The following is an 18,633-nucleotide window of genomic DNA, read 5'->3' on the forward strand; positions in this document are numbered from 1 at the left end:
GGTTAAAAAACTACTCTGGCACGTTTTCTTCAAATAGCTCTCTCTAAGCAATAAGTAAATTACTAAAGCTGGCACGTTAGTTGTAATGCAACTATCAGATTAACGTTAAGCGTCAATTTTCTGATAGAGAGACACCCAACGATGCAGTTATCCGGTTATCTTCAGCGGTTCGATAAGAATCAGTTACAAAATTTCACCGCTGGCTTAGGTGCACCTGTAGTTTTACTCGCTATTATGGGGATGGTTATTCTCCCCATGCCGCCTTTTCTCCTCGACGTGCTGTTTAGTTTTAATATCGCACTGTCGTTAGTGATTATTCTTGTAGCAGTATTAACACAAAAGCCTGTAGATTTTGGTATTTTTCCACTGGTCTTGCTTATCGCAACCGTTTTAAGACTTGCACTAAACGTCGCCTCTACGCGAGTTGTTTTATTGTATGGTCATGAGGGTGGTGATGCGGCGGGTAAAGTCATCGAGGCCTTTGGTGCTGTGGTAATTGGTGGTAATTATGCCGTGGGTATCGTTGTATTTGCCATTTTGCTAATTATTAACTTTAAGGTTGTTACTGCTGGTGCAGGGCGTATATCTGAAGTAAATGCTCGCTTTACCCTTGACGCCATGCCGGGTAAGCAAATGGCAATAGATGCCGACTTAAATGCGGGTTACATCGACCAAGACCAAGCGCGGGAGCGCCGAGAAGAGATAACAGCAGAAGCAGACTTTTACGGCTCAATGGACGGTGCGTCAAAATTTGTAAAAGGTGACGCCGTTGCCGGTCTATTTATCATGCTTATCAATATCGTGGGCGGATTATTTATTGGCATGATTCAATACGATCTCTCGTTTGGCGATGCCATTGAAATTTATACGTTGCTCACCATCGGTGATGGGTTAGTGGCACAAATACCCTCTCTTTTACTCTCCGTTGCAACCGCAATTATAGTTACTCGCGAAAATGAAACCCAAGAAATGGGTAAGGAAATTCGTGGGCAGCTTGGAAACAATCAAGCTTTATACATAGCATCAGGGGTTTTATTTGTGATGGGTATTATTCCAGGTATGCCCCATGTTGCATTTTTAGGGTTCTCTGCTCTTACCGCTGGAGTAGCCTATCTTCAGACCCACAATGCCAAGAAGAAAGCTGCTGAACCACAGGTGCCGGATACACTCTCTAGAGATGAAACCGTGGCACCAGAAGTTAAAGAACTTGGCTGGGATGATGTTCAGCAAGTCGACACCATTGGGCTTGAGGTAGGTTATAGGCTGATTCCGCTAGTTGATAAATCCCAGGGTGGTGAGCTGTTAACCCGCATTAAAGGCGTACGTAAAAAACTATCTCAAGAACTCGGGTTTCTTATCCCACCAGTACACATTCGCGATAATTTAGATTTAGAACCCAATACTTACACTATCGCTATGCTGGGAGTGACTATTGGAGACTCGGTGATAAGTCACGATGAAGAACTCGCCATCAACCCTGGCCAAGTTTTCGGGAAGCTTGAGGGGAGAGCGACAAAAGATCCTGCGTTTGGCCTAGATGCCGTTTGGATAAAGCCCAATAAACGCGAGCACGCTCAAACTCTTGGGTATACGGTGGTAGACGCGGCCACAGTGGTTGCTACTCATTTAAGTCAACTACTTACCAACAATGCCTATCAACTGCTTGGACACGAAGAGGCCCAACAACTACTCGACATGTTAGCAAAGCAGCATCCTAAATTGGTTGAAGGTTTGGTGCCCGATATATTGCCGTTAAGCACGGTAGTAAAAATACTGCAAACATTACTGTTCGAAGGTGTTCCTATTCGCGACATGCGTACGATAGTGCAAACATTAAGTGAATATGGCACTCGTAGCCAAGATCCAGATGTGTTGGTGTCAGCGGTACGTATTGCGCTTAAACGGCTTATTGTTCAGGAAATCACGCAGGGTGCCAAAGAGATACCTGTCATAACCTTGGCGCCAGAGTTGGAACAGATGTTGCACCAGTCACTTCAAGCAGGTGGTGAAGATGGTGCAGGTATTGAACCTGGTCTTGCAGACAAGTTACAAAAGTCCTTGCAGCAAGCCAGTCAGCAGCAAGAACTAGAGGGAGAGCCCGCAGTGTTACTGACTTCTGGAATGCTAAGGCCGGTGCTATCTCGCTTCTTAAAATATTCTGTTGTTGGGTTACATGTTCTTTCCTATCAAGAAGTACCTGATGACAAACAAATAAAAATAGTCAGTTCGGTCGGTCAATAATCTGACACTGGGGCGAGTGGAGAAGTTGCAATGAAAATAAGACGTTTTTTTGGCAAAGACATGCGCGAGGCGCTAAGCCAAGTTAAGGCTGAGTTAGGTAGCGACGCGGTTATTATGTCCAATCGCAAAGTGGCAGACGGTATTGAACTGGTTGCCGCTTATGACAAAGAGCCAGAAGCAAAGCTCAATATTTCCAAAACCTCGTCAAAAGGGTCAGCTAAAAGTGCTACACCGAGTTTGAGCGAAATCATTGGCGATGATGGTCCAGACAGCTTAAAAGCATTACTGGAAAAACAGCATAGCGGTGCAGCACCTTATAACCAAACTGCAGCGCCAGGTGACTCGTCTGCGCACCTTGGCTCGGCCTCGTTAAATAGAAATTCAGAAGCGAATGTTGACCAGCCGGCTTCAGTAAATGCCCAGCACGCCAATAATATTGCATCACATCTCGACTTCTCAGATGCGTTTATTGACGAGGTGGAAGCGCAGCAACCTGCAAATGGCTATTTTAACAGCCGCGACGCTAATGCCCGAGAATTTAATGCTTCAAAAATGAATGAAGACGATGCGTTCCCCAAGCATCAGGCTTCAAGCATAAAAAATGATGTGCCAACTCAGTCTGCAGAACTCGCTCAAATAAAAGAAGAACTCGCGTCTTTACGAGGTGTTCTTCAACACCAAGTTGCAGACTTAATGGAAGCAAAACAGAGCCGTCAAAAACCCGTCCATCAATATCTTATTGCTCGTTTAACTGAAATGGGGCTTAGCAAAGCATTATCTAAGCAGTTAATCAGCTATACTCCAGGGCATTACAATGAACGAGACGCATGGGTTTATCTTCTTAACCTATTGGCTAATCGCATAAATGTAACAGGAAACGATATACTCACTGCACAAGGTGCGGTGGCATTAGTCGGGCCAACAGGAACGGGTAAAACAACTACTGTGGCGAAACTGGCCGCACGCTATGCGCAAAAGTATGGCGCCGACTCTGTTGCTATGATTACCATAGACACATACAGAATTGCTGCATTTGAACAGCTAGCAACTTACGGTAAAATTATTGGTTGTACTGTGAGAAAAGCGCAGTCGAGTGAAGAACTTGCAGATTTATTGTTTCAACTTCGCCATAAGCGACTAGTATTGATTGATACGGCTGGTTTTAGTCAACGAGATAGCCGACTAATTAAACAAATTAAGCATTTTGACAATGGTCAGATGCCGCCAGTGAAAAAATATTTGGTAGCGCAAGCTAATACACAATATCCTGCGTTACAGAGAATTATTAAGGCCTATGATGACATCGAGCTAAGTGGTTGTATTTTCACTAAGTTGGATGAGTGCTATTCTTTAGGCGAAGTGCTTAGCGCGGCAGTTGAGTACCAGTTACCGGTTAGTTATGTCACCGACGGTCAAAAAGTACCGGAAGACATTAAGATTGCAGAAGCGAAATCTTTAGTTTCCGCTGCTGCAAAGCTTTATAAAAAATATGGTTTGGATCATACTAGTAATAACAACGATATTAAAACAGCATAAGTAGTATGATTGACGACCAAGCGAGTAGCTTAAGAAAAATGAAGCAATCACGGTTAATCAAAGTTATCGCCGTCACCGGAGGCAAAGGTGGCGTTGGTAAAACAAATATCACGCTTAACACGGCAATTGCTATGGCTAAGCAGGGCAAACGTGTGATGGTGCTCGATGCCGATTTAGGATTGGCAAACGTAGACGTCATGTTAGGGCTTCGCGTTGAAAAAAACCTTTCTCACGTTTTGTCTGGTGAATGCACCTTAGACGATGTACTTGTCACTGGCCCTCACGGTATAAAGATTGCGCCTGCTACATCAGGCACTCAGTCGATGGCAGAGTTGTCTACAACACAGCATGCGGGTCTTATTCGTGCATTCAGCGAACTGCGCTCGCCGATAGACGTATTGCTTGTTGATACCGCGGCCGGTATCTCAGATATGGTGCTAAGCTTTGCAAAAGCCTCTCAGGACATCATGGTAGTGGTGTGTGATGAGCCCACATCACTTACCGATGCGTATGCGCTTATAAAACTACTCAACCGCGAACACGGGGTTTTTCGGTTTAAAGTAGTCGCCAACATGGTTAGAGATGTGCGTGAAGGCCAAGAGCTTTTCAGCAAGCTAAGTAAAGTTACCGGGCGCTTCTTAGATGTTGCGCTAGAATTAGTGGCAACCATACCATTTGATGAAAATATTCGTCGTGCGGTGAGAAAACAAACAGCTATTGTTGATGCTTACCCAGGTTCACCAGCATCAGTAGCAATTAGTCAGCTAGCTAATAGGGCGGCATCCTGGCCAATCCCAACTCAGCCTGGCGGACACTTAGAATTTTTTATTGAGCAGTTAATCGCAGAAAAAGCAGTAGGGAATCAACGTTGAATAGTAAGGCGGCCGCTTATCAACAACAAACTGATAAGTCGCAGTTAGTAGAGCGACATGCGCCCCTAGTGAAGCGCATAGCACATCACTTAATGGCAAGATTGCCAGCAAGTGTGCTTGTTGACGATCTTATTCAGTCTGGAATGATTGGCCTGTTAGAAGCTGCACGGAACTTTGACGGTTCGAAGGGGGCAAGTTTTGAGACCTTCGCAGGCATTCGTATCCGCGGTGCTATGCTAGATGAAATCCGCAAAGGAGATTGGACTCCGCGCTCTGTTCATCGAAATGGACGGGCGATTACAGAAGCGATTTCGCAAGTTGAAAGCGAAACGGGCAGAGATGCAAGAGATGTTGATATTGCCACTAAACTTAACGTGAGTTTGCAAGATTATCATCAGATGCTCAATGAGGTAAACGCAGGGAAGTTAGTTGGGATTGAAGATTTAGGTGTCTCTGAGGACGTTATCACTACCGAGCAAAGTCGAGGAAGCGATGCTCCCCTTGAAGACCTGATGCAAGGCGCGTTTCAAAAATCATTGGCCCAAGCAATCACTACTTTACCCGAACGAGAAGCGATAGTGCTTTCCTTGTACTATGATGAAGAACTGAATCTTAGAGAAATTGGTGAAGTTCTTGATGTAAGTGAATCGAGAGTGAGTCAAATTCATAGTCAGGCCATGTTAAAACTCAAATCACGAATGAAGTCGTGGCGAGCTGACGAAGAATAGAAATTAAAACAATTAACCCCTCAATGGAGGCTATTTTGGATAAGAGCATGAAGATTCTTGTGGTAGACGATTTCTCTACCATGAGACGTATCATTAAAAACCTATTAAAAGATTTGGGTTTCGCAAACATCCAGGAAGCGGACGACGGAAGTACGGCGTTACCCATGCTACAACAGGGTGATTTCGATTTTGTTGTGACCGACTGGAATATGCCGGGTATGCAGGGTATCGATTTGCTTCGTGCAATTCGTGCCGACGATAAACTTAAGCACCTGCCGGTACTGATGGTAACGGCGGAAGCGAAGAAAGAGCAGATTGTTGCCGCAGCGCAAGCTGGGGTTAATGGCTACGTAGTTAAGCCTTTCACAGCCGCTACGTTAAAAGAAAAGTTAGATAAAATATTCGAACGTTTAGGTTGATCCAGACGCTCACCAGAGAAACGAGGTTTACTGGATGACAACGAATGCAAACGTTCCATTATCACTAGAAGAAGCTAAACAGCTTGTTGTTTATCTTGAAGCTGGGGATAACGCTTCAGCCAATGCGCTCTTTGAAGCAGCGTCGATGAAAGAAAACGTAGAGCTTTTTGCCGAGGTTGGAAAGCTTACCCGTCAACTTCACGACGCGTTAAACAACTTTCAAATAGATGATCGCATCAAGAATTTAGCCACAGATGATATCCCTGACGCACAAACCCGCCTAACTTACGTTATTGAAGAAACTGAAAAAGCTGCTAATACTACAATGGATGCGGTTGAAGCCAGCATGCCAATTGCCGAGTTGCTTTCATCTCGCATAGAGAATGTGATGCCAGAGTGGAAAAAGCTCATGACAAGGCAAATTGAAGTGGGCGAATTCAAGGCCTTGTGCAAAGATTTAGACGAATTGCTAGAGGAGGGGGCTTCTCAGTCAGCTAAACTTACGCAGTTGTTGACTGAAGTGCTGATGGCACAAGGTTATCAGGACCTTACCGGTCAGGTAATTCGCCGTGTTATCGACTTAGTGAAAGAAGTCGAAGAAAGCTTAGTTAACATGCTTACCATGTTTGGTGAGCGGGACGGTTCAGAACAAACTAAACCATTACCTAGCAAAGCCGATAAGGTTGATGGTGTACAAGCAGAAGGGCCAATTATTGACGCTGAGTCTCGCGATGATGTTGTATCTGGCCAAGATGATGTTGATGATCTTCTGTCTAGCTTAGGTTTTTAGGGGAGCGGGCGCATGTCGTTTGATGTTGACGAGGAAATACTACAGGACTTTTTGGTTGAGGCCGGAGAGATACTTGAACAATTACAAGAACAGCTCGTTGATCTTGAGAACAATCCTGAAGATGCGAATTTGCTAAATGCAATTTTTCGCGGATATCACACGGTAAAAGGTGGTGCGGGGTTTTTGTCCCTCACTGAGCTTGTTGAAATTTGTCATGGTGCTGAAAACGTTTTTGACGTAATGAGAAACGGACAGCGCACACTGACACCAGAGCTAATGGATATTATTCTGCAGGCTACTGATGTCGTTGTTGACATGTTTGAGAAAGTTAAAGCGCAGGAGCCGCTTGAGCCGGCTGATGCACAGCTTGTAGACAAATTGCATAAGTTAAGTCGCCCAGAAACACCAGACGAGGAAATTTTTGATGATGCTCCCGCTCCACAAGCTGCTGAACCTGATTTCAGTTCGGAGCCTGAACTGGAGTTGGTTGAAGCGACGCCATCTTCATCAAGTGACAATACCTCAAAAGGCGACGGTGAAATTGACGAAATCACCGAAGACGAGTTTGAAGCTTTACTCGATGAGCTACACGGCTCATCTGCGCCAGGTAAGAGTACTTCGCCTAAGCAAGAAGCTGCACCAACTCCCAGCGCGGGCAGTACTTCAGCTTCAGACAGCAACGCAGAAGATATTACCGACGACGAATTTGAAGCTCTCCTTGACGACCTTCACGGCAAAGGCAAATTTAGCGCAGCAGAAGAACCTGCAGCGCCAGCCGCACCACCAGCCCAAAATGCTTCATCAAGCGATGATGAAATCACCGATGACGAGTTTGAGGCTCTGTTAGATCAGCTTCATGGTTCAGGACAAGGCCCCACAAACCAAGCATCAAGTGCACCAGAAGCGGCAGCGGCGAAAGCACCAGAGCCTGCTGTGGACAAAGCAGCGACTGACGCGATTCAAAAGGCCAAGCAGGCGTCACCCACTCCAGCGAGCACACCTGCACCAGCTGCTGCCAAAGCAGAGCCAAAAGCGCCAAGCCGTGAAGGCGCTAAAAAAGACGACAAAAAATCACCATCTTCGCCACCTGCTGAAACGACAGTTCGTGTAGATACCAAGCGTCTCGACCAGATTATGAATATGGTAGGCGAATTGGTATTAGTGCGAAATCGCTTAATTAGTCTCGGCATTAACACCAGTGACGAAAGCATGTCTAAGGCGATAGCAAACTTAGACGTTGTTACCGGCGACCTTCAAGGTGCGGTAATGAAAACCCGAATGCAGCCTATCAAGAAAGTATTCGGTCGTTTTCCTCGAGTTGTAAGGGATTTGGCGCGAAGCCTTAAAAAAGAAATTACGCTAGAACTTGTAGGTGAAGAAACAGATTTAGATAAAAATCTGGTAGAAGCATTGGCCGATCCACTTGTTCACTTGGTGAGAAACTCCGTGGATCACGGCGTTGAAATGCCGGATGAACGTGCTGCGGCTGGCAAACCACGAATGGGGACGGTTAAGCTTTCTGCTTCTCAAGAAGGTGACCACATACTGCTTACTATCGAAGATGATGGTAAGGGGATGGACCCAGAGAAGCTAAAAGAGATTGCGATCAATCGCGGCGTACTAGACGCAGACGCGGCAGCACGTATGTCAGATGTGGAAGCTTTTAACCTTATCTTCGCACCAGGTTTTTCTACAAAGACAGAGATAAGTGACATATCGGGTCGTGGCGTTGGTATGGATGTGGTGAAAACCAAAATCAATCAACTCAACGGTACGGTTAATATCGACTCACAGCTTGGTAAAGGTACCCGTTTAGAAATAAAAGTACCGCTGACGCTGGCAATATTGCCAACGCTTATGATCATCGTGGGTAAACAAACCTTCGCTTTGCCCTTGGGCTCAGTAAGCGAAATTATTAATATGGACATCAAAAAGACCAACACAGTTGATGGCCAGCTAACCATGATTGTTCGCTCAAAAGCTATACCGCTCTTCTTCCTTGGCGATTGGCTGATTCGAGGCCAAAAATCAATAGATAGAGAAAAAGGCCACGTGGTTGTGGTTCAGGTGGGCACTCGTCAAGTGGGTTTTGTGGTTGATGCGCTAATAGGTCAAGAAGAGGTAGTCATTAAACCGCTTGATGCATTATTGCAAGGAACACCTGGTATGGCAGGCGCAACAATTACGTCAGATGGCGGTATAGCGCTTATTTTAGATATTCCGAGCCTTCTAAAACGGTATGCTCGTAAGCCCTAACAGTAATCTTAATAACAAAGGCTTACAAACAATAGGAACAGTAATCCATGGTCTTTAAAGTCCTGGTCGTGGACGACTCAACATTTTATCGTCGTCGAGTGAAAGAAATTTTAGACGAAGATAGAGAGTTAGAGGTTGTAGGTGAAGCGAGAAATGGTAGAGATGCGTTAGATAAAATTGACGCATTGTCTCCAGATGTGATCACAATGGATGTTGAGATGCCGGTGATGGATGGTATCACTGCGGTGAAGGCTATTATGGCAAAAAAGCCTATTCCTATTCTCATGTTTTCTTCATTAACGCATCATGGGGCTCAAGCCACGCTTGATGCGCTTGAAGCTGGCGCACTCGATTTCCTACCGAAAAAGTTTGAAGATATATCGCAAGACCGCAAAGATGCCACACGTTTGTTATGCACCAAGGTGAGACTCATTGCGCGTAGAGGGATTGGGTTAAAGCGTCCAACATTTCGCTCACAGGAAACCCGTCGATTACCGCCTAACGCACCTAAACAGGCGTTTTTTAAAACGTCAGGTTTACTTTCTGGGCACAAAGATGCGGCAAAGCAGCCAACTGTGTCCTCGGTCAGAGCGTCAGGGAAGCGGTATAAATGTTTAGCTATTGGTGCCTCAACGGGCGGTCCAGTAGCTCTGCAGAAGGTACTTATGCCTTTGCCAGCAGATTTTCCATATCCAATTCTGCTGGTACAGCACATGCCAGGAACCTTTACCACGGCCTTTGCCCAGCGCCTAGACGCGAATTGTGATATTAGCGTGAAAGAGGCAGAACATGGTGACATCCTCATGCCTGGACAAGCCTACTTAGCGCCCGGCGGAAAGCAAATGCTAATAGAGACTGTGGGCAGTCAGAAAAAGATTTCAATTGTAGATGCAAGCATTGCAGATAAAGTAAATTACAAACCTAGTGTCGATTTGACATTCAGTTCGTTAGAGAGAGCTTTCTCTGGAGATGTTTTAGGCATTATCTTAACGGGAATGGGCGCAGACGGTCGAGAAGGTTGCAGAAAGCTCAAAGAAAAGGGCGCTACAATTTGGGCCCAAGATCAAGACTCTTGCGTGGTGTACGGAATGCCCCAAGCGGTTGCTGTGGCAAATATCTCGACTCAAAATATAAATGTTGATGATATGAGCAGCTGTATTCTTACAGAAATGATGTAGTGAATGGATAGCCTAGTGGGTTTGTTGTCATGAAAGTGTGGACAGTCGCGAATCAAAAGGGTGGGGTAGGAAAAACAACCACCACGGTAAGCTTGGGCGGCTTGCTAGCGCAGCAAGGAAAACGGGTACTGTTGATTGATACCGACCCTCACTCTTCGCTAAGTTACTATTTTGGCATTGATGCTGAGGCGCTAAGTCAATCTGTTTACGATATTTTTATCAAGTCCAGTAGTCTTACTGCCGATAACGTAATGGATTGTTTGTGCCCAACAAAGCTAGATAATCTTTATGTTTTACCGGCAACTATGGCCCTTGCCACTCTCGATAGAACCATGGGAAGCGAACAGGGTATGGGGTTGGTGCTGAAAAAAGCACTCGCGAAGGTCTACCATGAATTCGACGTTGCCATTATTGATTGCCCGCCTGTACTCGGTGTTTTAATGGTGAATGCTCTGGCTGCATGCGATAAGGTGATTGTACCCACGCAAACAGAATATTTAGCGCTAAAGGGGTTGGACAGGATGATCCGCACAATGGAGATAATGGGGCGTTCATTAGGTAAATCCTTCGATACGTGCATTATTCCAACCATGTTCGATAAAAGAACAAACGCCGCTTTAGCATCGCGAAAGCGATTGATGAACGACTATGGTGAACGAGTTTGGCATGGTGTTATTCCGGTAGACACGCATTTTCGAGATGCGAGTTTGGTTCAATTACCAATATCAGCGGCGTATCCCAAAACCAGAGGCGTCGCAGCTTATGGAAAACTGCTCGAAGAGTTGGAGAAATAAATAGCAATGAGTAAGCAATCTCCATTTGCCCGTGAAGACGTTATGGAAGACTACCTAGATAGCCTGCTTAAAGAGCCCGCTGTATCAGTAGGTGTCAGTGCAAATCAGGTAGTGTCCGATAATGTGGAAATGGATGATGCAACAGTAAGAGCTGCCAAACTTTTAGAGCAGGCATCACAGCATATCGCTAATGAACCTCTTGTCAAAAGTGATGTTCCGCTTTCGCAGAATGTTGAAATAATTGAGCCTGCGGTAGCGTCAGAAAAAAGCACTACTGTAGAAGATGAGCTGAATACCGAAGAAGTGCAAATACGAGAAACTCGTGTTGAAGACGATATCACTCCAGCAGATGAAAACGCCGCACATGCGCAAACAAAAATTGCACTAAAGGATAGTCTAGATTTTCGCTTTCAAGCATTATTCTTTGAGGTGGCGGGTTTAACACTTGCGGTTCCATTAACTACGCTTGGTGGTATCCACCAAATTGATAAAATTGCACCACTTTTTGGAAAACCAGACTGGTTTATGGGTGTAATGTTACACAGAGAGTCTAAACTGAATGTAGTAGACTCAGCGAAGTGGGTGATGCCAGAGAAATATAACGAGGCACTTGCTGAATCTCTCGACTATCGTTACCTAATCATGTTGGGAGAAAGTGCATGGGGGTTGGCTAGCGAAAAGCTGGTAAACACCGTTAATTTAACAAAAGATGATGTCAAATGGCGCGAATCTACAGGTAAACGTCCTTGGTTAGCAGGGATGGTTAAAGAAAAGATGTGTGCATTAATTGACGTTGAAGAATTAATATCTATGCTTAACAAAGGCTTAGGCAGCAACGACCAGACGCCATAGTACGGGAGCCAGGTTCATGAGCGATGAAAAAATGAAAAATAACGGTACGGACACCAACGATGAAGTCCTTCAATGGGTGACGTATCGCCTAGGTGATGAGACATACGGTATTAATGTTATGCAGGTACAAGAAGTCCTGCGTTATACCGAGATAGCACCGGTTCCGGGCGCGCCTGACTATGTATTGGGTATCATCAATCTGCGTGGTAACGTGGTTACCGTTATTGATACGCGAGCGCGCTTTGGTTTACCGCCTACGGAAGTTACCGATAATACAAGAATTGTTATTATCGAGTCAGACGAGCAGGTGGTCGGCATACTGGTGGACAGCGTAGCAGAAGTGGTTTACTTGAAATCTTCTGAAATCGACAGTGCGCCTAACGTGGGCACTGAAGAAAGTGCTAAGTTCATTCAAGGTGTTAGTAATCGCGATGGCGAGCTTCTTATTCTTGTTGACTTGAACAAGTTACTAAGCGACGAAGAATGGGATGAACTAAGTAGTATTTAATTTAAAGCGAAGCTGACGCTGATTGCGTCAGCTTTTTCTTTGTATCTCTTCCTCAGTTAGGTGTGTAGCACATGGATTTGCAGCTTGCTGCTCCTTCTCTTGTCGAAATTATCATTGCTGTTGTCCTTCTTGGGCTTATTGCGGTTACTTGCGTGTTATACGCAAACTTACGCCGCACGGCTGGGTTGTTAAAAGAATTGCAGGGTAGCATGACAAGCGAACTTGCAGTGATGTCAACAAAAGTAACCGATGCGAATAATCAACAAACAGAAGCGCAGGCGAGAAGTTTGGTAATAAGCAAGCATTTACAACGCATTGAAGAAAAACAACAAGAGCTGGAAAGTCAGGTTCGCGACCTCAAATTTCAAGATCCTTCTTTAAAGTTATATCAGCGTGCTGCAGATCTAGTTAAAAAAGGTGCGAGTATAGAAGAAATCATAGAGTCTTGTGATATACCTCGTGCTGAAGCCGAAATGTTGGTAATGGTTCACAAGTCGCAAAAATAGTGAATATCACGAATATATGAGCCGTTAATTGCTCACCTTCAGTGCGCTAGCGGATAACTAATTTTTGTAGCACTCTCGGCAGGCACTCACTTTCTGTTTAGACGTCTAGACGTAAAGATGTTGACATATTCATAGTATTCGCCACAATACAGTCATCGCAATCTTCGACTGGAGTTAATTATGCCAATCCGTATTCCTGTGCAACTTCCTGCTCAGAATGTCTTACTGGGTGAAAATATATTCACCATGGATATGGATAGAGCATCAAGTCAGGAAATTCGCCCTCTTGAAGTTGGCATTCTTAATTTAATGCCAAACAAAATTGAGACTGAAGTGCAGCTGTTGCGCTTGCTGTCGAATACTCCCCTTCAAATCAATGTAGATTTTATTCGCATTGACAATCAGGCGCCCAAAAATACGCCGCAGTCGCACATGGATGCGTTTTATCACGAGTTTTCCAGTGTGGCGAACAAAAAATACGATGGTTTAATTGTAACTGGTGCCCCCCTTGCGCTACTCGACTATGAAGACGTGAAATACTGGGATAATATGACAACAATTCTAGAGTGGGCTCAGCGTCACGTTAATTCTACGCTTTACTTATGCTGGGCTGCACATGCAGCTATGTATCATTTTTACGGGGTAACGCGGCAGCTGCGAGAAGAAAAGTTTTCAGGTGTTTATCAGCATAACGTCAACGACCCGAACAACGAATTACTCAGAGGGTTCGACCCAACATTTTCAGCGCCACATTCTCGCTATGGCCATATCGATACCTCACTGTATAACGGTGTAGAGGGGCTTAACGTTGTAGCCGAGTCGGATGAAGTTGGAGCCTATATTGTAGCGTCTGAAGACAAGCGAATGGTGTTTGTCACCGGACACCCTGAGTACGAAGCAGAGACGTTGAAAGATGAATATTTACGGGATCTGAACTCGGGTCAAAACCCGGCGATACCTAAAAATTATTTCACTGACAACGACCCAACCAAGTCGCCAATAGTTCAGTGGCGCTCTCATGGAAGTTTGTTATTTACAAATTGGTTAAACTATTACGTTTACCAAACTACACCTTACGATCTGAGTCAGTTAGCTGAAAAATCACAGCCAAAGAGGTAATGAGTGAAAAACGTTTTTGATTCAAATGCACAGGCAAGTTTAGCCGGTGCAGCAAAGGAAAGAATTTTAGTGCTTGATGGTGCTATGGGCACCATGATCCAACAGCACAAACTGGAAGAGGCTGATTACCGCGGTGAACAGTTTGCTAACTGGCATTGCGATGTTCAAGGTAATAACGATCTTCTTGTCCTCACTCAGCCTGATATTATTTATCAAATCCATTGTGATTATTTAGATGCAGGCGCTGACATTATCGAAACAAACACGTTTAACGCCACCACTATCGCTATGGCCGACTATGATATGCAGGCCACATCTCGCGACATAAACGTGGCGGCAGCAAAGCTAGCTAAAAAGGCGGCAGCAGAATATACCGCTAAAACACCAGATAAACCTCGTTTTGTTGCTGGCGTGCTAGGGCCCACTAATCGCACGGCATCGATTTCTCCGGATGTTAATGACCCCGGGAAACGCAATGTTACCTTCGATGAATTGGTGGAGGCTTACAGTGAATCAACAGAAGCGCTAATTGAGGGCGGAGCCGACCTCATTATGCTGGAAACTATTTTCGATACATTAAATGCAAAAGCAGCGGCGTTTGCGGTTGAGCAAACATTTGAAAAAGTAGGCGTTACCTTACCAGTCATGGTATCGGGCACAATTACCGATGCCTCCGGTCGCACGCTTTCTGGCCAAACAGCGGAAGCGTTTTATTATTCGATGCGTCATGTTAACCCGTTTTCTTTCGGCCTTAATTGCGCACTGGGTCCAGACTTGCTCCGTCAGTATGTTGACGAAGTAGCGGCTATCGCCGAATGCTTTATTTCTGCCCACCCTAATGCAGGGTTACCAAACGAGTTCGGAGAATATGATATGGAAGGGCCTGAAATGGCCACACATATCAAAGAATGGGCTGAGTCAGGGCTGGTTAATATTGTGGGGGGGTGCTGTGGTAGCACGCCCGATCATATTCGGGATATTGCAGAGGCAGTAGCAGACATTAAACCTCGAGAAGTACCAGCTTTTGAACCAAAAATGCGTCTGTCAGGCCTAGAGCCGTTTGTACACTAGGAGGGCAATATGAGCGCAGGATTTTCTACATTTATTAATATTGGTGAGCGAACGAACGTTACCGGTTCAGCTCGCTTTAAACGACTTATATTAGAAGGCGATTATGAAGCTGCCTTAGACGTTGCACGCCAGCAAGTCGAGAGCGGGGCACAAATAATAGATATCAACATGGACGAGGCCATGCTTGATTCTAAGCAGGCAATGGTGACGTTTTTAAATCTTATTGCGTCTGAGCCTGATATTAGTCGTGTACCTATTATGATTGACTCTTCAAAATGGGACGTGATTGAAGCTGGACTGAAATGTGTCCAAGGTAAAGCTATCGTTAACTCTATCAGCTTAAAAGAAGGTGAAGAGGTATTTCTCGCCCAAGCAAAGAAAATTAAACGCTATGGCGCTGCAACGGTAGTAATGGCCTTCGACGAAAAGGGACAGGCAGATACGCAAGCGCGTAAAGTAGAAATTTGTCAGCGAAGCTATAAGGTTCTAACAGAAGAAATTGGTTTCCCTCCAGAAGATATTATCTTCGATCCCAACATTTTTGCTGTAGCAACGGGTATTGAAGAACACGACAACTACGCTGTAGATTTTATTGAAGCCACTCGCGTTATTCGCCAAACTTGCCCTCACTCCCATATATCAGGCGGTTTATCGAATATCTCGTTCTCTTTTCGCGGCAACAACCCGGTTCGCGAGGCCATGCACTCTGTATTCTTATACCACGCTATTAGAGCCGGTATGGATATGGCAATAGTTAACGCGGGTCAGCTTGAAGTTTATGACGAAATTCCACAAGCGCTTCGCGAAGCTGTAGAAGACGTTATTTTAAATAGACGCAGCGATGGCACAGAGCGCTTGTTAGATATTGCGCCACAGTTTCAGGGCGACGGCAAAGCCGCTGCAAAAGAAGATCTCTCATGGCGAGAGCAGAGTGTAAACAAGCGTTTAGAACACGCTCTCATAAAGGGTATTACCGACTATATTATTGTCGATACTGAAGAGGCTCGACAGCAAGCAGAGCGTCCTCTTCATGTTATTGAAGGGCCATTGATGGATGGCATGAATGTAGTAGGGGACTTGTTTGGTGAAGGCAAAATGTTTTTGCCACAGGTTGTGAAGTCTGCGCGAGTTATGAAAAAAGCGGTTGCTCACTTGCAGCCCTACATCGAAGCAGAAAAGTCAGATGACAATAAGAGTAATGGGAAGATATTGCTCGCAACGGTAAAAGGTGATGTACACGACATTGGTAAGAATATCGTAGGTGTTGTACTGCAATGTAATAACTTTGAAGTCATCGATATGGGTGTGATGGTACCCGCTGCAAATATTCTTCAAAAAGCCAAAGAAGAGAATGTGGACATGATAGGTTTGTCGGGCCTTATCACCCCATCTCTCGATGAAATGGTACACGTGGCAAAAGAAATGGAGCGACAGGGCTTTGATATGCCGCTGTTAATTGGCGGAGCTACCACGTCTAAAGCTCACACCGCAGTGAAAATAGAGCAGAATTATCACGCACCGGTTGCTTATGTACCTAATGCAAGCCGCGCCGTGGGAGTGTGCCAGAAGCTACTCAATAAAGGCTCTAGAGATATCTATGCGAAAGAGCTAGCGAAAGAATACGATACCGTGCGCGAGCAACACGCGCGCAAGAAGCCGCGCAGTAAACCCGTCACGTTAGAAAAAGCGCGGGAGAACAGCTGTCAGGTTGATTTTTCCACACCGCCGGTAACACCTGCAAAGCTTGGTGTGACACCTATTACCGCTGATCTAGCCACATTGCGTGAATACATAGATTGGACTCCTTTCTTTTTAACTTGGTCACTGGCGGGTAAGTACCCCCGTATTCTAGATGATGAGGTGGTCGGTGAAGAGGCAACTTCACTGTTTGCCGATGCGAACGCAATGCTAGACAAAATCATTGCAGATAAAAGCTTGCAGGCAAAAGGGGTTATTGGGTTGTTCCCTGCCAATAGGTTGGGGGATGATATTGAGATTTACGCAGATGAGAGCCGCACTACTGTGAAAGGCGTCGCCCATCACCTGCGTCAGCAAACCCAGAAGGACAAATTTGCCAACTACTGCCTTGCCGACTTTATTGCGGATAAAGAAAGCGGCATTGCCGATTATGTCGGTGCATTTGCAGTGACTAGTGGTATAGGTGAAGACAGTCTAGCGGACACTTATATAAAAGCGGGCGATGATTACAACGGGATCATGGTTAAAGCGGTAGCTGATCGACTCGCTGAGGCCTTTGCTGAATATCTACATCAACAGGTTCGACTGAAATACTGGGGATATGCGCCAAATGAAACTCTGAATAACGATGAGTTAATAAGAGAGAAGTACCAGGGTATTAGACCTGCGCCAGGCTATGCTGCATGTCCAGAGCATACTGAGAAGCAGCTTATTTGGGATCTGCTTGCTGCCCAGGAACATACCGGGATGAAACTTACCGAGAGTTACGCAATGTGGCCGGGAGCGTCAGTGTCCGGGTGGTACTTTGCCCATCCAGAGTCCAAATACTTCGCAGTAGCAAAAATTCAAGCTGACCAAGTTGAAGACTATGCGAAGCGTAAAAACTGGACGCTGGAAGAAGCTGAAAAATGGCTGGGGCCAAATTTAAGCGATTAGAGCCCGCTAACTGCCGCTGTCGTTAATAATCAGAATGGATGACAAAGTTATGGATAAGCCATTTAGTCAAGCATGTGAAAACAACAAGCGCCCTATTTTAGACGTGTTAAAAAGGGCGTTTGCTAACAGTAAACAGGTGCTTGAAATTGGCAGTGGTACTGGCCAACACGCGTCATATTTTTCTGCTCATTTGCCTCATTTATTGTGGCAAACAAGCGACCAAGTACATTATCACGACGGAATTAATGCATGGGTAAGTGAGTCTTCACTACCCAACTTATCGAAGCCAATAGCCTATACCGTTGGGGTTGATTCATTTCCTGAAGGTAGTTTCGACGGGGTTTTTAGCGCCAATACCGCCCATATAATGCAGAAAGACGAAGTAGAATTGTTGATGAAATCGGTAATGAACCACTTGCCCAAAGGGGGAGTGTTTTGCCAATACGGGCCTTTTACCCAAGCTGGGGCTTTTTCATCAGCAAGTAATGAAGAATTTCATAAATCGCTTGTTGAGCGAGGCTATGGCGGTTACCGTGATATTGACGACCTGTTGAGTTGGGCGCCAAATTTAACGCTTAGTGAGCAAATATCGATGCCAGCAAACAATATGATGCTCGTTTGGACTAAAAGCTAGGTCAAAAGCGCGCTAGTAAACCCCCTAATTTTCTTCATACATAAACTCATAAACGCAATGCTCTAAAGCATTGCGACAAATCGCACGGCAAAACCGCCAATGCAACAATGACGTTTTAACTTAAAACGTTCTTTTTCTTAAAACACAGATAGGAACACACCATGACATTTGCAGTGAATCACTACTTTGATAACAAAGTCACCTCAATATCATTTGAATCGGCTAGCGGGCCTTGTACATCGGGCGTTATGTCGCCAGGGGAATATACTTTCGATACGACCAAAAAAGAGCTTATGAAAGTTGTTGAGGGCGAACTTACAGTAAAACTACCAGGCAGTGAAAGTTGGGAGTCTTTTCCAGCGGGCACCGAGTTTAATGTAGATGCGAATGTGTCTTTTGATGTCAAAGTGTCGTCAGCTTCGGCATACCTTTGTTTTTATAGCTAAGCGCATTGTAAGCTAGGTATTCTATACATATATAGTTATTGTGCACGGA

The 18,633-nt window shown here is 45.1% G+C and carries 17 protein-coding genes; all 17 read left to right on the forward strand.

Features of this window, described 5'->3' with window-relative positions; all coding sequences use genetic code 11:
- Positions 1-141: 141 nt before the first annotated feature.
- Positions 142-2,241: a flagellar biosynthesis protein FlhA gene (gene flhA, locus GTW09_RS04020; RefSeq protein ID WP_163110296.1), complete on the forward strand. Its 2,100-nt coding sequence runs from the start codon at positions 142-144 to the stop codon at positions 2,239-2,241.
- 30 nt (positions 2,242-2,271) lie between these two features.
- Positions 2,272-3,777, forward strand: coding sequence for a flagellar biosynthesis GTPase FlhF (flhF, locus tag GTW09_RS04025; RefSeq protein ID WP_163110298.1), 1,506 nt, complete (start codon positions 2,272-2,274; stop codon positions 3,775-3,777).
- A 5-nt stretch (positions 3,778-3,782) separates the two neighbouring features.
- The gene (locus GTW09_RS04030; RefSeq protein WP_071979647.1) at positions 3,783-4,649 is read left to right on the forward strand and encodes a MinD/ParA family protein; all 867 of its coding nucleotides are present in this window, start codon (positions 3,783-3,785) and stop codon (positions 4,647-4,649) included.
- Positions 4,646-5,377: an RNA polymerase sigma factor FliA gene (locus GTW09_RS04035; protein ID WP_071979646.1), complete on the forward strand. Its 732-nt coding sequence runs from the start codon at positions 4,646-4,648 to the stop codon at positions 5,375-5,377. Before GTW09_RS04030 ends, GTW09_RS04035 begins: the two co-directional genes overlap by 4 nt.
- 35 nt (positions 5,378-5,412) lie before the next feature.
- The gene (cheY, locus tag GTW09_RS04040; RefSeq protein ID WP_025254383.1) at positions 5,413-5,796 is read left to right on the forward strand and encodes a chemotaxis response regulator CheY; all 384 of its coding nucleotides are present in this window, start codon (positions 5,413-5,415) and stop codon (positions 5,794-5,796) included.
- 34 nt (positions 5,797-5,830) lie between these two features.
- On the forward strand, positions 5,831-6,586 hold the full coding sequence (locus GTW09_RS04045; protein ID WP_163110300.1) for a protein phosphatase CheZ: 756 nt from the start codon (positions 5,831-5,833) through the stop codon (positions 6,584-6,586).
- 12 nt (positions 6,587-6,598) lie between these two features.
- A complete protein-coding gene (locus GTW09_RS04050; RefSeq protein WP_163110302.1) occupies positions 6,599-8,842 on the forward strand; it encodes a chemotaxis protein CheA in 2,244 nt (747 codons plus the stop codon).
- Between the two features lie 47 nt (positions 8,843-8,889).
- The gene (locus tag GTW09_RS04055) at positions 8,890-10,020 is read left to right on the forward strand and encodes a protein-glutamate methylesterase/protein-glutamine glutaminase (protein WP_163110304.1); all 1,131 of its coding nucleotides are present in this window, start codon (positions 8,890-8,892) and stop codon (positions 10,018-10,020) included.
- Positions 10,021-10,049: 29 nt separating this feature from the next.
- Positions 10,050-10,814, forward strand: a complete 765-nt coding sequence (locus tag GTW09_RS04060) for a ParA family protein (protein WP_163110306.1) — start codon at positions 10,050-10,052, stop codon at positions 10,812-10,814.
- A 6-nt stretch (positions 10,815-10,820) separates the two neighbouring features.
- The gene (locus GTW09_RS04065) at positions 10,821-11,666 is read left to right on the forward strand and encodes a chemotaxis protein CheW (RefSeq protein ID WP_163110308.1); all 846 of its coding nucleotides are present in this window, start codon (positions 10,821-10,823) and stop codon (positions 11,664-11,666) included.
- A 16-nt stretch (positions 11,667-11,682) separates the two neighbouring features.
- Positions 11,683-12,174: a chemotaxis protein CheW gene (locus GTW09_RS04070; protein WP_071979640.1), complete on the forward strand. Its 492-nt coding sequence runs from the start codon at positions 11,683-11,685 to the stop codon at positions 12,172-12,174.
- 71 nt (positions 12,175-12,245) lie between these two features.
- The gene (locus tag GTW09_RS04075; RefSeq protein WP_163110310.1) at positions 12,246-12,680 is read left to right on the forward strand and encodes a DUF2802 domain-containing protein; all 435 of its coding nucleotides are present in this window, start codon (positions 12,246-12,248) and stop codon (positions 12,678-12,680) included.
- A gap of 180 nt (positions 12,681-12,860) precedes the next feature.
- Positions 12,861-13,799, forward strand: coding sequence for a homoserine O-acetyltransferase MetA (gene metA / locus GTW09_RS04080; protein WP_071979638.1), 939 nt, complete (start codon positions 12,861-12,863; stop codon positions 13,797-13,799).
- Between the two features lie 3 nt (positions 13,800-13,802).
- Positions 13,803-14,870: a homocysteine S-methyltransferase family protein gene (locus GTW09_RS04085; protein ID WP_163110312.1), complete on the forward strand. Its 1,068-nt coding sequence runs from the start codon at positions 13,803-13,805 to the stop codon at positions 14,868-14,870.
- Positions 14,871-14,879: 9 nt separating this feature from the next.
- Positions 14,880-17,504 carry a methionine synthase gene (metH, locus tag GTW09_RS04090; protein WP_163110314.1) on the forward strand — a complete coding sequence of 875 codons (2,625 nt, stop codon included), beginning with the start codon at positions 14,880-14,882 and terminating at the stop codon, positions 17,502-17,504.
- A gap of 49 nt (positions 17,505-17,553) precedes the next feature.
- A complete protein-coding gene (locus GTW09_RS04095) occupies positions 17,554-18,138 on the forward strand; it encodes a DUF938 domain-containing protein (RefSeq protein ID WP_163110317.1) in 585 nt (194 codons plus the stop codon).
- Between the two features lie 161 nt (positions 18,139-18,299).
- Positions 18,300-18,584: a pyrimidine/purine nucleoside phosphorylase gene (gene ppnP / locus GTW09_RS04100; protein ID WP_071979637.1), complete on the forward strand. Its 285-nt coding sequence runs from the start codon at positions 18,300-18,302 to the stop codon at positions 18,582-18,584.
- Positions 18,585-18,633 lie beyond the last annotated feature (49 nt).

The sequence above is a fragment of the Alteromonas hispanica genome, assembly GCF_010500915.1.
GTDB lineage: Bacteria > Pseudomonadota > Gammaproteobacteria > Enterobacterales > Alteromonadaceae > Alteromonas > Alteromonas hispanica.

Excerpts from the sequence above, each read along its gene's own strand:
- flhA (WP_163110296.1), top strand. The coding sequence starts at position 142 with ATGCAGTTATCCGGTTATCTTCAGCGGTTCGATAAGAATCAGTTACAA.
- flhF (WP_163110298.1), top strand. The coding sequence starts at position 2,272 with ATGAAAATAAGACGTTTTTTTGGCAAAGACATGCGCGAGGCGCTAAGC.
- GTW09_RS04030 (WP_071979647.1), top strand. The coding sequence starts at position 3,783 with ATGATTGACGACCAAGCGAGTAGCTTAAGAAAAATGAAGCAATCACGG.
- GTW09_RS04045 (WP_163110300.1), top strand. The coding sequence starts at position 5,831 with ATGACAACGAATGCAAACGTTCCATTATCACTAGAAGAAGCTAAACAG.
- GTW09_RS04050 (WP_163110302.1), top strand. The coding sequence starts at position 6,599 with ATGTCGTTTGATGTTGACGAGGAAATACTACAGGACTTTTTGGTTGAG.
- GTW09_RS04055 (WP_163110304.1), top strand. The coding sequence starts at position 8,890 with ATGGTCTTTAAAGTCCTGGTCGTGGACGACTCAACATTTTATCGTCGT.
- GTW09_RS04060 (WP_163110306.1), top strand. The coding sequence starts at position 10,050 with ATGAAAGTGTGGACAGTCGCGAATCAAAAGGGTGGGGTAGGAAAAACA.
- GTW09_RS04065 (WP_163110308.1), top strand. The coding sequence starts at position 10,821 with ATGAGTAAGCAATCTCCATTTGCCCGTGAAGACGTTATGGAAGACTAC.
- GTW09_RS04070 (WP_071979640.1), top strand. The coding sequence starts at position 11,683 with ATGAGCGATGAAAAAATGAAAAATAACGGTACGGACACCAACGATGAA.
- GTW09_RS04075 (WP_163110310.1), top strand. The coding sequence starts at position 12,246 with ATGGATTTGCAGCTTGCTGCTCCTTCTCTTGTCGAAATTATCATTGCT.
- metA (WP_071979638.1), top strand. The coding sequence starts at position 12,861 with ATGCCAATCCGTATTCCTGTGCAACTTCCTGCTCAGAATGTCTTACTG.
- metH (WP_163110314.1), top strand. The coding sequence starts at position 14,880 with ATGAGCGCAGGATTTTCTACATTTATTAATATTGGTGAGCGAACGAAC.
- GTW09_RS04095 (WP_163110317.1), top strand. The coding sequence starts at position 17,554 with ATGGATAAGCCATTTAGTCAAGCATGTGAAAACAACAAGCGCCCTATT.
- ppnP (WP_071979637.1), top strand. The coding sequence starts at position 18,300 with ATGACATTTGCAGTGAATCACTACTTTGATAACAAAGTCACCTCAATA.